The following is a 14216-nucleotide window of genomic DNA, read 5'->3' as shown; positions in this document are numbered from 1 at the left end:
GAACGGGTCGCGCGTAATACAATCGAAGCTTCGAACATACACGCCGGCCCGACTATCCTATGTCATATACCCAACGCACCCTTAGTGCGAAATGTCCAGGCTGCAAACATCCGTTTCACTACACCGAAGTGACTCATAGCGGGGGTATCAATGATGATGGGTTCTGGGAAGTAGAGTGTTCAAAGTGCAAACAGCTATTCTCGGTTGACCTAGTTAATCCGTCCGAATCTTACTCAGAATATGGATGGCAGGTCCGAGAGTGGCACGATTACGCTCGTGAAGGTGCGGCGTCACCCGTGGCGACGGATATCGTCGAGCACAATATTCCTCGAACGAAGACAAATTGGGAATTCGACTGCGACGCAGTTCCTTTATATATTTGCAGTGCGACCGGTGCCGCACTCGATGCAGCTGCTTACAGCAGCCTGAAGGCCGCGGCTGGACAGGTTGATAGAGCGTGGCGCAGCGCTTCAGATTATCTTCTCGCGGGAGGTGACGGGGGACGCGACCAAGTGCTGGTGTGCGTTGATGTGCCCTGCGAGTGCGGACGGTCACATAAGGCCACGTTCTATGCGCCGAAGCGCCTTGGTGCCGACTTTACCCCTCTTCATGAGAGGTGCTTGTTGGGTGACATTCGAAATACGCGCCTCGAAGGTCGCTTGAATGGTCTGTTCAGCAAAACCGAAATCATGCAGTTTCTGGAGAAGCTGGTAATTCGGTGGCACCTGACCGCCGATAGAATTCTTATTGCTGCGCCGTTCGTTGGCCATCAATACATGAAGACCGAGGACAAGCGAAGAATTTGGGATTGGCTGATTCGCAACCTCGACACAAAAAAGTCGACGCTCCTGACCCGGAAGGCGACATACACGTCTTTCAAGAAAACTCTCGAAGCGGAAGGTCTCGATTACGACGAATTGCAGGGATACGGTCTCGAGGACAAGTTAATCAGCGGCGGTGTCACGAAGCAGGACTTCCATGCCAAGTTCTACGCTGGACTATCTGACGGAGCGACGGAAGTTCTTAGCGGTTCGGCTAACCTTCTGCGCGGTCCATCTATCGAAAACATCTCGTTTGCGACTATGACTCAAGCCGATTTTACGGCGCGATACCTTGAAAAACTGAAGGTGGCAATTCCTACCGCTGCAAGTCGACGTCTTCCTTACGAAATCGTTAAGTCGGAGGGCGGGAGTTGGATTTGCACGTCTTTGGATGCCGGACGCGCGCCGTGGCTCGCAGATGAAAGCACCAAGTAGTCTGGCGGCTTGCCCGTCAACACGTACCCGCACCGGGAATTAGTCTTCCGACATTGCGGAGACTTCAACGCTCCGGCGAACTTCCGACAGGTCAAGGAATATTAGCCCGTTGCGACCTGGATAGCTCACGATGGCGTGTTCGTTCCAAAGGACCACCGCGCGCGGACCATTCGGTGCGACGCCTAAAAATATCTTGTCTAGAGCCCGGTCGTCGACCCTATCGAGAATGGCCAGTTCGCAGTTGTTGCGATTCACGGAGAGGACAAGGTCTTCGGAAAAAGCCTGAGACATTGGGTCTGCCCACGGCAACTTTTCGTTGTGCCCATTACGGGGAACGGAGATATTTCGGACGAGGCAGTAGGTGGCCGCATCTATCACTCGGATGCCGAGCATCGATTGGAACATGCCGACATAAAGATGATTGGACCGTTCGTCAAAACTAATACAAGCGGGGGTGGCGTCGTCGCTACGGCCATCGACCACGTCAGCAAGATATACCTGAGCCACATACGAGCGCGATGTGAAGTCGTAGGCTGCTAGGAAGCAATTCCCGCCCGGATATTGCTGACCATCGAGAGCGCCGCCTCTTTGAAGGCCCAAGTACAAAATGTCACTGGCAGGATGCTTCGCGAGTGCCATGCAACCTCGGCCTGAACCGGGATAGGGTACTTCGTCTAACGAATATGTGGCGCTGTCAATCACATAGAAGTTGGGAACCCGGTTGCTCGCGAAGTAGACGGTTCGCTCGTCGTGCGACGCCGCAAGCTCTCCCTCACCACCACCCGGCAGAACGAGCCGCTTAACGATGGCTTGTGTTGCAATGTCGATGACCAGGACGAACTCTGAAAAAACTTGGCCGACAAACAGCCGCCCATCAGCTATCGCCATGCTTCCTGGTGGGTAATTCAAAATTATGCGGCTCGTCTCATCACTGCGGACCTCATACCTGTCAAGCTCAATCGTCTCTACAATCGCCTTGGTCCGCGGGTCGATGAAGGTGATGGTGCCTGAACGCCAGTTTGCGGTGATGAGCTGGTCTCTGTAGACAAGTAGCTGTTGTGGTTCCGACACGGCTGGAAACTGATAGATTGGTGCTTCGCCTTCCACTTCAAGGTATGTCAACGGAGCTGACGCACTGGCACGAGCTGTACGTTCGAATTCTTCGAGCGATGTCACTAACGTAATATTCGTTCCGCGAGCCGCATCTTGCGCCCCGGGTTGAAACCCAGCTTCGCTGACGATGATTCCACGGTCAGCGCCGAGGTCATCCACGATGCTTTTTAGCGCCAGAATCTTTTCCTTTGGTACCCGTGTGGCCCATAGTTTGCATTCGACGACCCAAGTGCATGGGATGCTCTGCTGCGTGAAGGTGACATATACGTCGATATCATGGCGGGCCCTGACGCCTGCTGCCGTGTAGTCGACTTCCGCAGTGAACCCGAGCCGGCGAAACGCTGCTGCTGTCTGTTCCTGATATTGTCGCCAGTTTGCGTATTCCACCATCTCTGACCTCGCCTCATGCGGCTCTATTGAAGCTGCTATGAATTCGTCTCTGTCGAGCTAGCACGACAACCTATGGCGGCACTCTAGCTGCGATACATCTTTAGCCACTGCCGTCGAGTCTTCTGAAGCGGGCGAAGCGGCTTCTGACTCTCGCGCCACGCGACATCCACGAGACCTTAACGCCGCGGCCGCCACTCACCGGCTTCATCGAAATTGATGGAGCCATGCATCCCAGCCGCCTGCCAGACCAAGTCAAACATCGGTTTAAGGCCTTTGTGCGGTGTTTCCTCCGCGGGCACAAGAACGTCAGGCAAAACGACCGTGTTACGGTCGAAGCGCCCTTGCGCAGCATCCACGTTCCAGTTGACCCTGTCGAAGGCAAGTTCAATGCGGTCCGCGCTCAGCAGTGACATCATGACCGTCACTTCGGGATGGAATCCTGCGTGCTGAAGTTCCTCTCTGATTCTCGTGAGTAACTCCGCTGCGTGATTTTCGTACGTGGCACCATGAAGTTGCAGCGCTCCGTTTCGTCCCTGTTGCGTGACGACGTAGACAGCCTCGATAAAACCGTTTCGAAAAAGTTGCGTGTAGCCGTGCGTCGCTCCGTCCGGCGTCTGATGTCGGGGGCCAAGCGCGCCATCAAGATTGATGCGCGGGCCTCCCGAGTCATGCGTGCCGAGGCAAGGTATGCGACGGGTGAAATCAAGGAAAGGCAGCGGGTCAATGCTCCGGACACCGAGTGCCGCCTGCGTAGGAATCAGGTGCAACACCCAAACCGGACCCTCAACGAGCTTGCACGGTGCGTCTCCCGTCAGAATCTTGCCCAGACGTTCGGTCCTGAAATCCTGAACCTTCCGCGCCTGACTGTCAGACCGGACAAACAACCCTCTAAGCTCGGGCATGTCCAGCTCGCGCTTGCGATTCCCCTCTCGGATGTAGAACCTGAAGTTCGACCGCACCCGATGAGGGCCCGCCCAACTTTGCGGGACTCGGATGACGAACGCGGACCCCGCGATGCCCCCGACCGTAACGGGCACGGGGTGTACTTGTACGCCAGGCATCCGGGGCTCAATGCCTGTCAACAGGAAGTCAGCCAACCTGCGAGCCGTCTCGTCCGGGTTTGAGTCAAGGGGCACCAACGAAGCCGCCTGTCCCTCGTCGTCCTCCTCCAAACCGTAGATGAGGTCGCCACCACCAGCATTCGCAAATGCCGAAACGTCGGCATACAGCTCGTGTTTTGCACCGTCATTCCACGCGGCAGGTAACTCACGCTTGAAGTCGACGTGAGGACCTTCCTGTATCCGCTCGTCAATCAACTGCTCCAAGTGCGCCTGCGTGGTCTCGACCAGTTTCGACGGTAACGGCATTGCGGACCTCAGATGTTGTGAGAAGACGGTTCCAACGCCAACAAGAATAGCCGATTCGGTTCTGACTAACGGCGTCGCGATGCAGTTGCACGATATAACAGCGCGACTCGTTTTGCAGTCGTCGTGACCACGGAAAGTTTCACCGATACCACCACCATCTAAGGTTCTTCGGAGTGCGGGAAATCCGACCGCTCCATGAGCGTAACTCGAGTAATGACGGTGTGTCCGCTCTCCTCGCGGACCTCCTTCTTTGCATTCTCTGCAGGCGATAAGCTTACGTCGGCCCGACTACGGGAAAGCGACCGAATACTATCTGCTGCCTCGCGGAAAAAACAGTATCCAAACCAAGCGATTGATTTAGCATACCTGTAGGTCGCGTCGTTTTATCGCGGGTTAAATCGTCAGACAAATCACGCATTTCGATTGCCTTTTCCGAGGAACGAGCCGTGTCGACCCCAGAAAAAGAAGACGCGCAGTCCCAGCAATCTGAGCAGCCCCCCGACACGGACCGCAACGGGCACACGAGGCAGGCTGACCTGGGCGAGCCGCCTCAACAGCCCCAGGGCGGGCAACCGTCCAATGGTGCTTCCACCACGCTCCAACACGAAACGTCCCCCAAGAACAAGGCCTCCCCGTCACCCGGACGACAGGTAACGTTCGCGATTATCACGTTGCTGGTCCTCTTCGGAATACAGCTCGGCCTCGAAGAAACGCGATTGGCGGACGAAGCCAAAACATACGTGTACAACCTCCTCGAAGGATTTCTTCCGGATACGACTCTGGACAGGCTTCCGGTGATGGTACTGGATATCACAAAGTTGAAGGGAGGAACGAAAGAACTCCCAACGGATAGGGAAGAACTGAAGCGGATTGTTGAAGCCTTGGCCGCTAGTGGAGCGTCCGTTGTCGGAATTGACGTGGACTTGTCGCCGGCGGGAGTCTGGTTCAGAAACGCTGCTGACCCGGCATACTTTCAGCACTGGAAGGACCTCAGCGTAACAACGCCCGTGTTTATCGGCATGTACGAGAATAGGGAGGCTGACCCCGAGCATTGGTTGGGTTCTCGGGACTTCCAGCAGCAAGCTGCTTTTCTTGGCATGGCGAGTTCCCCCGACGGCACACCGAAGTTGAGAATGACTCGGTTTTACGAGAGGCCAGACGGAAAAGGTGCTCCGACAATGGGTTACCTTCTTGCGAAAGCCTATCGAGAAAAGCATCGGCTGTCTGATTTTCCCGACGTCAAACCGTGGCTGGCTCCTTTTATTGACGTCGAGGGCTCGAAGAACGGGCGACTTGTCAATTACAGCAAGCTCTATCAAATGGTGCGCGAATATTCCTCCGCTATCGGGACGGATGCCATTTCCCAGGATGCGCGATACTACAGAGACAAGATTGTTGTGATAGGAAAGGCCGAATTAAACGACGCGGTGCGCATGCGAGATTCTTTTTTTACCCCTTCGAATGAGCGTCAACCCGGAGCTTTCTACCAGGCCTGTGCTGCATACACATTTGGCTTTGAACCGCTTTACGAATTTAACAAGCTGTTCCGCATCGTGCTTGACCTGGGTCTGGGGTCAATCTTTGTTCTTGCCGTATGCTTGCGGTCACAATTTGTTAAAGGCCATAGGCTCGGCTTGTCTAAGGGGATGAGATTTATTGAGCAATACGCTTTTCTGCTAGCGATTTTCTTCCTGGTTGTCATTGCATTGGGGGCGCTCTTTGTCTTGAACGTCATGTGGTTGGACTCGATAGTTGTTGCGTTCGGAGTGTTACTGCACTATGTGTTGCCCCAACAGGTTAAGGAACTGTTTCCGTCGTTGTTAGGCGAGAAACGCAAGGAGTAACAATATGCGTATCGCTCGACAGTTGGGATTATTTGCCTTCTTGGCCGCCTGCTCCATAGTGGCTCTGGCCATGTTTAAAAGTACGGTAGCTGTCGTCAAGGAGGTCAGGGACGGTACCTGCGAATCATGTTTAGAAGGACACCATGAAAGTGCGACAGCCTTGCATAAGGGTTCGTCACTGCACGAGGCGGACGAGATACGTTGCGATGGGAAGGCGAGGCTTATCGTCGTAGCTTCTGAAACAGGTCAGGAGCTTATGTTTAACGACACCCGGTGGTCGTCTGTTGGTGTTCCCGGGTCCAGTACGCCGGACAGCCGGACAGAACCTCGGGCAGGAACTGAGGCGCTCCAGAAGAATACGGAAACTCAGCAACAGTATGCCGGGCTCGGCCCCGACGGCTCGGCCGTACCTCGTGAAAGTAAGCAATACGTCGCGCAGTGGACTAGGATTACTGGTTCCGAAAGGGCAGGGTCATCAGAAACGATTGCGAAGGGCGGAGCGTCAGGTGCTATCGTCGACGAATCATCCCAGATAGGGTTGACTTCCAAAGCCGACCGGCACGCGGACCGGCAGTTGGCAAAGAAAGTGCGCGCCGCCTTGGGTAAAGCCAAGGATGTATCGGTGGCAAACATAACGGTCCGAGCTAGGGGCGGCGCGGTTACCCTGCAAGGTTCAGTGCGGGAACAGCCTGCCATCGAGAAGGCAACTCAGGTTGCAAAAGGGGTCGCCGGCGTAACGTCTGTAAAAAACGCACTCACCATAGGGCCGGTTGGGCAGTAGGGGTGAAATTGCCGGAAGTTGTTGATGGCAGGCGCGAGGTGTTCCGACGCGCGAGACCTTACGTCTGAACGGAGCAGATGGACTGCTCCTTCCTTTTTCGTATCGTTTCGTACGTTCCAGCCTACGGGCTCCCGTGCACGGCAACAGTGCTCGTTTCACCATTTGTGCAAGATGACAGACCGAACAGCACACTGTGACCAGCTCCCCATCGAACTGCTACATCTTTGCGTCTATCGACTGACAGGTCACTCTGGAAAACTATGTGAAGTTTTCCATGCACACGGAGTGTTCCAATGTCATCCTTCCTTCCCATGCTTTATCTCAGTCCCGACGATGTGGTTAGAATCGTTCAGCGCGTCGGCCTTTCTCGCTGCATCACCGGTGTCGCCGAGCGCATTGAGCGTGATTTCCTCCGTTGGCCGCAGTTCGACAAAAGCGCGCGCGTCGCTTGCCACTCACGTGACGGCGTGATTGAACTGATGCCAATCGCTGACGAGCGCGAGTTCGCCTTTAAATACGTGAACGGGCATCCGAAGAACACTCAAGTTGGCCTGCCGACCGTGATGGCTTTCGGCGTTCTCGCGGATGTTGATACCGGCACGCCTCGCCTGCTATCCGAATTGACGCTTACAACTGCGATACGCACGGCCGCCATGTCGGCAGTAGCAGCTCGTTCGCTCGCCCGCCCGGAATGCCGGACAATGGCACTTATCGGTAACGGAGCCCAAAGCGAATTCCAGGCGGTCGCTTTCCGGGACCTGGTTGGCATCCGCACAATCCGAGTCTACGACGTCGACCCTGCTGCGACAGCCAAACTTGTTGCCAATCTTGTTCAGCAGAGGTTGGAGGTGGTTATCTGCAACAGCGCTAAGGAAGCTGTGCAAGGGGTAGACATCGTTACGACTGTTACCGCCGACAAGGTCAATGCGACCATTCTTACTCCGGACATGGTCACTGCTGGCATGCACGTCAACGCGGTCGGGGGTGATTGTCCTGGCAAGACTGAACTACATTCGAGCGTACTCGAAGGCGCCACCGTTTTCGTGGAGTATGAGCCGCAGACACGTATCGAAGGTGATATACAGCAGATGAGTTCGGACTTCCCGGTGACAGAACTATGGCGTGTGCTGTCCGGTCAGTCGCCAGGCAGAAGCAGCGCATCGGAGGTGACCGTGTTCGACTCGGTCGGCTTCGCACTCGAAGACTACTCGGCGCTGACCTTCATCCGCGATTTGGCGCAAGAGCACCAAATCGGGCGGACCATCGAATTGGTTCCGACCTTGAGCGACCCCAAGAACCTCTTCGGGGCGTTTGAACAGCAACGCGACCGTCACGAGCAGACTGCATTCGCATAACGGCGCCCAATGGCCGCTGCGCATTGACGAATTGACTGGGCAAGCGGCCAAATACGCATAGGTGCTGGCAGGGGGCGACCAGACTAGAGGTGCCGTAGTTCGCGGCCCCATTCGCCGGCTTCTTTCCTGGCGCAATTGCCCAGATTACGAATGCGGCACGTTACCGTCTTTTCCCCCTCTTGTCCGAATCTGCATCCGGTACTTAGCGCCGCTATCTGAAGGTTTTCAGCAGGATGCTTGTTTCCGTATGCCTAATCCCTTTTATCAGCCTCACGCGTTCGAGCACCTTTGACAGTTCGGCTGGAGAGCTGGCGCGCAACTCCGCCAACAAATCCCAGCGGCCATTCGTGTCGTGAAGGGCTATCGCAGCAGGCTCGCCGAGCAAGCTGGCAATCACCTCGTGTGTCCGGTTACCGTCAACCTGCACTGCCATCCATGCGCGAATATCGTTGGGGTCCGATTCGGGGCGCAGCTTCACCGTGTATCCCACGATGACTTGCTCATCCTCCAGTTTGCGCAGTCGCGCCGTGACAGTTCCGCGCGCGATACCGAGTTTCGATGAAAGCGTCGCTACGCTGATACGTGCATCGGCCCGCAATAGCGCAATTAATCTGGTATCGATGTCGTCCATGGCATTCAATTTTGCCCCGAGCCGAGTGAACTACCTCGCCTACGCTTCATCCACGTGTAATTCAGGATGTTCAAAGGAGCGTGTGCATAGTGATTACGGTATTAGTGATTCAACCAGCCCATATTACGTGGTCGCTGTATCAGTTCCTTGTGCGGTATTTAGCTGACTTCGCCGGCCGCATCGGACTGCACCAAGAGTCGGTCGGCATCTTGCTAGCCGGCGCAAGTGGCCGGTCAGTCGATTTCGAATATGAGCCTCGCGACATCAAACACCGAAACTTGCGCGATAGGTGTCGAGCTACATGCGCGAGGCATCGTCACGCATCCGGAGAAACTTGGGTGTCACTTGAGACTACCGGAGAGGAACTGCTTGAGCCGTTCGCTGCGGGGAGCGCGTAACACCTCCTCTGGCAAACCTTCTTCCTCGGTGCGCCCTTGATGCAGAAACACAACATGGTTCGATACGTTGCGCGCGAACCCCATTTCGTGCGTGACCACTATCATGGTGCGACCTTCTTCCGCGAGCTTCTGCATGACCTTTAGCACCTCCCCCACCAGCTCTGGGTCGAGTGCAGAGGTAGGTTCGTCAAATAGCATGACGTCCGGATTCATGGCAAGAGCACGTGCAATTGCCACGCGCTGTTGCTGACCGCCCGACAGATGGGTCGGATACTGTTTTTCCAGGCGCGGCACGAGCCCGACCTTCTCGAGATATCCACGCGCACGCTCTTCTGCTTCGCGTCGTGGCAGGCCGAGCACATGAATCGGCGCTTCGACGATGTTTTCGAGCACGTTCATGTGTGCCCATAGATTGAAGTGTTGAAACACCATGGCAAGCTTGGTGCGGATGCGCTGCAACTGTCTGTGGTCAGCAACGTTCAGATTTCCGGCTTTGTCAGCCTTCGTCTTGACTTCTTCACCGTCAACGATGATTCGACCTCCGTTGGGCCGCTCAAGAAAGTTTATGCAGCGCAAGAATGTACTTTTACCCGAACCGCTTGCACCGATAATGCTGATGACGTCGCCCTTTTGTGCGTTGAGCGAAACCCCCTTCAGTACTTCGTTGTCACCGTAGCGCTTATGAATATCCTGTACCGCGAGCTTGCAAGCTTCGTCCTGTACGACGAGCTTGCGAGTTCCGGTTTGAGTCGTGTCGAGCAACATGCTGTCCCTTTGGCAATGCGTTTCAATCTTCGGATGGCGAAAACCAGCGCCGGTCAATATCAATGGAGTTGGCTTAGCGTGAACGCGCAGCAAGGTAACCTAGCCAGTGATGCTCGGCTCGCCTAAAGATGGCTACTAGCGCAAACGATACGACCATGTAAATCAACGCCGCCAGACCGAACGAATCAAAAGCCTGATATGTGGCGGAGTTCGCGTCGCGCGCCACCTTCAAGATGTCCGGTACCGTTGCCGTGAATGCGACGGAGGTGGCATGCAGCATCAATATCACTTCGTTACTGTAGAGAGGCAGTGCACGTCGCAACGCCGACGGAATGACAATGCGGCGGTACATGGTGAACCAGCTCATTCCGTACGCGCGCGCAGCCTCAACTTCGCCATGCGAGGTAGAGCGCATAGCGCCGGCAAATATCTCGGTCGTGTACGCGCATGTGTTGAGCGCGAGAGCAAGAATCGCGCACCGAAAGCCGCTTCGAAAGAAGGCATCGAGTATCTGATGTGAGCGAACAAATTCCAGGCTGTAGATGCCGGTGTATATAAGCAGCAATTGCACGTATAACGGCGTACCGCGGAACACGTATGTGTAGATGCGCACCGGTGTGGATATCCAGCGTCTCTTGGAGACGCGAGCCACCGCCAGCGGGACTGCCATCACGAACCCGATTCCGACGGATGCCACGAGGAGCCACAGCGTGACTGCAAGGCCAGAGACGCGTTGCCCATCCCAGTAGAGAAAGGCGCGCCAAAACTGATTCAGGATGTCTGTCATCTGTCAGAGCTCCGCGTGGCGCACGCCAATCGAATACCGATTTTCGAGCCAGAGCAATACGAGATTCGAAACGGTCGTAATCACGAGGTAAATCAGCGCGGAAAATAGAATGAAAAAAAACATGTTGAAGGTGCTCTTTCCCGCGTCTTGTGCGGCCTTGACCAAGTCAGCAAGACCGATAATCGACACCAACGCGGTTGCTTTAACCAGCACCTGCCAGTTGTTTCCGATGCCTGGCAAAGCGAACCGAATCATTTGTGGAAACAGGATGCGGGCAAAGACACGTGCGCCGCTCATGCCATAAGCGGTGCCCGCTTCCAGTTGGCCACGCGGTACCGCGAGGAATGCGCCGCGAAAGGTTTCGGTGAAGTACGCACCGTAGATGAAGCCTAGTGTCAGTACCCCGGCTACAAATGGGTCGATATCGAACTGGGGCAGACTTAGTGCATCGGTGAGGTTGTTGATGCCAATCTGGAGGCTGTAGAAGAGGAGCAGCATCAGGACAAGGTCAGGAGCCGAGCGTATCAAGGTTGTGTAGCTGGTTCCGATGGCGCGAATGATACGGTTGAGCGAGAGCTTCGCCGCCGCCCCCGCAAGGCCAAGTACTACTGCTATTGCCAGCGAGAGCACTGATAATTCAACGGTTCGGATAGTGCCTGCAAGCAGTAACGGGCCAAAGCCATATAAAAACACTTGCGTCTCCAAGCTTGGTTATCAAAACTTTTTGGATGAGTCGAAAATTATTGAGACTCGACTCACGTGGCGCCGAGTCTCACGAAAAAAACTGGACGCTCAACAGCGGTCCGAGCGCATCGCTGGACAGCATCGAATCGCGGCAACCGGTTTATGAGGCCAGTCAGGTACGAGCCTTAAAAGGGAAACAAAGGATTCTGTGGACGACCGGGCCGAGAGGGCGTAGCGATTCGGTAAGCACCGAGTTGCTCTCTTCATAGGTCATCTTCGCATTAGTGTGACAACCTCAATCTGCTTAGTGCCGTTGTCAAGCCAGCGTAGGCGATTCCAGTGTCGCTGTGACAGTTGGAGTCCTGGATATAACAGCAAAATACAGTCGCTTCCACAAAGCCATCACGAGGTTGGCCGCGTTTTCCGCTTCAGCCGACATCCTGATACAGGCCTCATACCCGGCTAGCCGCCGTAGATGTCGAAAGTGAAGTACTTCTTCGCAATCTTGTCGTATGTGCCGTCTTTCCGGATGCTATCGATTGCACCGTTGACTGCATCCAGCAACGCCTTGTCGCCTTTCCTGATACCAAGGCTGACGCCCGGCCCGAAGATAGCGGTGTCACGAATAGCCGGTCCTCGCGCGAAGCCGAATTCTCGCCCTTGGGTCGTCTTAAGGAATTCGACTTCGGCCTGCGGCGCGAACGCCATTGCAGCATCAATCCGACCAGCCACGAGGTCGCTCCAGATTTGCCCCTGCGTTGGATAGGAAGCCACGTCGACGCCGTTCGCGCCCCAGTACTTGCGTGCATAAGTTTCCTGAGTACTGCCTTGGAGCACACCAACTCGCTTCCCTTTCAGCGCTTCGGGCGTTGCCACCAGTGCAGACCCGCCCTTTACAACCAGCGCTTCGATGGGAGCGTAGAGCTTATTGGAGAAGTCAATCACCTTGGAGCGCTGTTCGTTCTTGGACATCGACGAATTAATAGCGTCGAACTTCCTGGCCTGTAGGGCAGGAATCATTCCGTCGAACGAGTTTTCGACCCAGACGCATTTCGCGTTAAGTTTGGCGCAGATTGCGTTGCCAAGGTCGATGTCGAACCCAACCAGCTCTCCGCTAGGGGTTTTCGACTCGAATGGTGGGTAGGTACTGTCCACTCCGAATTTAATCTGTGTGATGTCCTCCGCAGATGCGACCAGCGGCACGCAGGTTACGCATAGCGCGAGAAGTAGTGTTTTCACGTTCATTCGAATGCTCCCGGTTTGACCGAAGTAGTGGAAGTTCGCTTGAATGGTTCTGCTGCCTGACGAACGTCAAGGACAGCCGAGGTCTCCCCAATTGAACCGAAAAAGTGATGATGAGTATGACGATTCACGTTTTCCACGGCGTCTGGGAAACCTTCGCCGCTCCTCACCATCGCTGCACGCAAATCATGCGCGGCGCCGTTCAATCTCGTCCAATGCGAATAAAAAGGGAGGTTATGCGGAATTGATATAGGGTCGGCCGACTCACCAAAGCGGCGTAAGCTCGTGGGGCAGTTCAGGCTTGGCTTGTTTGCACACGAGAACTCGCTAACTGAGGGCGGCTTCCCTGGAAGTGGAAGCTTGTACCTTGCCTGCGTGACGCGTGTAGTCCGAAAGCAGCGTAGCTGTCAGAAAGTTGACTTAGGCTTGGATGTAGGTGTTTGATTCAGCACGACGAACTCACTATGACGCCTGGCGAGTTCCGTACGAGGAAACCACGGCGCCTGGCTCGCGAAGAAAGGAGCAAGAGAAGTTGCCGACGTAGCGAATGCGGTAACAGCGGCGGGACTCATTTTTTCCAACCCACTATTTCACGCTCAAATTGGTCGCGCAATAGAGCCGCGAATTCCTCTGCCAATTGTGAAACCGCGCCGTGCGGCGGGTACAAGAGGTAGTTTGGATAATGGATGGAGGGGCTAAACGGCAACACTTTTACCCCTTGACCAACGAAGTCCGTAGCTACAAGGGGGTGCGCCAAAGTGACGCCAAGACCGAGTTTTACCATCTCGCAACAGGTGGCACTGTACTGCGCTTCCAGGGAGAGCAATCTTTCGACCCCCTCCCGCTCAAACAGACGGTCGGTGTCCTCCCTGGAGCCATCTCCATGGACAAGCGATATGTACTGCTCTCCTTGCAGGTCACTCGCCGCAATCTTGGTGCGTTTTGCGAGACGATGACCTTTAGGCACGATGCAGACGACTTCGACGTCAGGCAAGGTCAACACTTGGCAAGTAGCGGAAGCGGAAACGAACGCGACGATACCGACGTCGCAGAACTGCGACGAGACCCACTGCTCGACCGTGTTCGAAGTGTTTGTATGCACGGAGACGGTCACGTCCGGCCGCGAGCGCTTGAACCGCTGTACCACTCTAGGAAGAAAGCTCAGCCCGATGCCGGGGATGGATGCTATGCGCAGTCGGCCGCTACCCAGGTTGCGGATGCTGTCCGCCGCGTACGTCAAGCTTTTCAGACCAACAAAGGCTCGTTCAACTTCCCGAAAAAACGCCTTTGCTTCGGGCTTAGGAATAAGTCGGCCGCCGGTCCGCTCGAACAGCACGAGCCGCGTGTCGCTCTCCAATTGAGAAATCAGTCTGCTTACATTCGATTGCGAGGTATGCAATTCGAGCGCGGCCGCGGTGGTTGAACCGGCCTGCATCACCGCACGGAAAGCCTCTATCTGGCGCAGTTTCATCGTTCGACGTTATCTCATTTACGCATAGGTCCCCATTGTATTGATATTTGACGGCATAGTGCGACGCCCCCCATCATCCGTGCTACTTCACATGCCGTTCTCAGCCGCCGTCGGCTAGGCACGGTCGAAGCA

Annotated in this window: 12 protein-coding genes; 4 read left to right on the top strand and 8 right to left on the bottom strand. The window is 55.4% G+C overall.

Going from position 1 to position 14216, the window contains the following annotated elements:
• The first annotated feature begins 296 nt into the window (after positions 1-296).
• Positions 297-1256: a hypothetical protein gene (locus tag AYM40_RS15845; RefSeq protein WP_236720853.1), complete on the top strand. Its 960-nt coding sequence runs from the start codon at positions 297-299 to the stop codon at positions 1254-1256.
• Between the two features lie 39 nt (positions 1257-1295).
• Here the strand turns inward: AYM40_RS15845 and AYM40_RS15840 are convergent, their stop codons facing one another.
• Together AYM40_RS15840 and AYM40_RS15835 are read right to left on the bottom strand one after the other, a co-directional pair.
• On the bottom strand, positions 1296-2759 hold the full coding sequence (locus AYM40_RS15840; protein ID WP_201788148.1) for a restriction endonuclease: 1464 nt from the start codon (positions 2757-2759) through the stop codon (positions 1296-1298).
• 176 nt (positions 2760-2935) lie between these two features.
• On the bottom strand, positions 2936-4126 hold the full coding sequence (locus AYM40_RS15835; RefSeq protein WP_063497039.1) for a helix-turn-helix domain-containing protein: 1191 nt from the start codon (positions 4124-4126) through the stop codon (positions 2936-2938).
• A 446-nt stretch (positions 4127-4572) separates the two neighbouring features.
• Between AYM40_RS15835 and AYM40_RS15830 the strand changes: the two genes are divergently transcribed.
• The 3 genes from AYM40_RS15830 (at position 4573) to AYM40_RS15820 (ending at position 8106) form a co-directional block, all read left to right on the top strand.
• Entirely contained in the window at positions 4573-5970 is a 1398-nt protein-coding gene (locus AYM40_RS15830; protein WP_063497038.1) for a CHASE2 domain-containing protein, read from the top strand.
• Between the two features lie 484 nt (positions 5971-6454).
• Positions 6455-6751, top strand: coding sequence for a BON domain-containing protein (locus AYM40_RS42520; protein ID WP_063498050.1), 297 nt, complete (start codon positions 6455-6457; stop codon positions 6749-6751).
• Positions 6752-7044: 293 nt separating this feature from the next.
• Positions 7045-8106 (top strand): ornithine cyclodeaminase, encoded by a 1062-nt coding sequence (locus AYM40_RS15820; RefSeq protein ID WP_063497037.1) that lies wholly within the window; start codon positions 7045-7047, stop codon positions 8104-8106.
• 211 nt (positions 8107-8317) lie between these two features.
• Here the strand turns inward: AYM40_RS15820 and AYM40_RS15815 are convergent, their stop codons facing one another.
• The 6 genes from AYM40_RS15815 to AYM40_RS15790 all read right to left on the bottom strand — a co-directional run bounded on the left by AYM40_RS15815 (position 8318) and on the right by AYM40_RS15790 (position 14084).
• Positions 8318-8737, bottom strand: a complete 420-nt coding sequence (locus AYM40_RS15815) for an Lrp/AsnC family transcriptional regulator (protein WP_063497036.1) — start codon at positions 8735-8737, stop codon at positions 8318-8320.
• A gap of 341 nt (positions 8738-9078) precedes the next feature.
• A complete protein-coding gene (locus AYM40_RS15810; RefSeq protein WP_420488482.1) occupies positions 9079-9897 on the bottom strand; it encodes an ABC transporter ATP-binding protein in 819 nt (272 codons plus the stop codon).
• Between the two features lie 76 nt (positions 9898-9973).
• Positions 9974-10687, bottom strand: a complete 714-nt coding sequence (locus tag AYM40_RS15805; RefSeq protein ID WP_063497034.1) for an ABC transporter permease — start codon at positions 10685-10687, stop codon at positions 9974-9976.
• Positions 10688-10690: 3 nt separating this feature from the next.
• Positions 10691-11380 carry an ABC transporter permease gene (locus AYM40_RS15800; protein WP_063497033.1) on the bottom strand — a complete coding sequence of 230 codons (690 nt, stop codon included), beginning with the start codon at positions 11378-11380 and terminating at the stop codon, positions 10691-10693.
• 453 nt (positions 11381-11833) lie between these two features.
• Positions 11834-12616 carry an ABC transporter substrate-binding protein gene (locus tag AYM40_RS15795; protein ID WP_063497032.1) on the bottom strand — a complete coding sequence of 261 codons (783 nt, stop codon included), beginning with the start codon at positions 12614-12616 and terminating at the stop codon, positions 11834-11836.
• Between the two features lie 565 nt (positions 12617-13181).
• Positions 13182-14084, bottom strand: coding sequence for a LysR substrate-binding domain-containing protein (locus AYM40_RS15790; protein WP_063497031.1), 903 nt, complete (start codon positions 14082-14084; stop codon positions 13182-13184).
• Between the last annotated feature and the right edge of the window lie 132 nt (positions 14085-14216).

The sequence above is a fragment of the Paraburkholderia phytofirmans OLGA172 genome (genome assembly GCF_001634365.1).
Taxonomy (GTDB): Bacteria; Pseudomonadota; Gammaproteobacteria; order Burkholderiales; family Burkholderiaceae; genus Paraburkholderia.
Note: the sequence above shows the minus strand (reverse complement) of the source record. Positions and strands in the feature narration are given on the sequence as shown.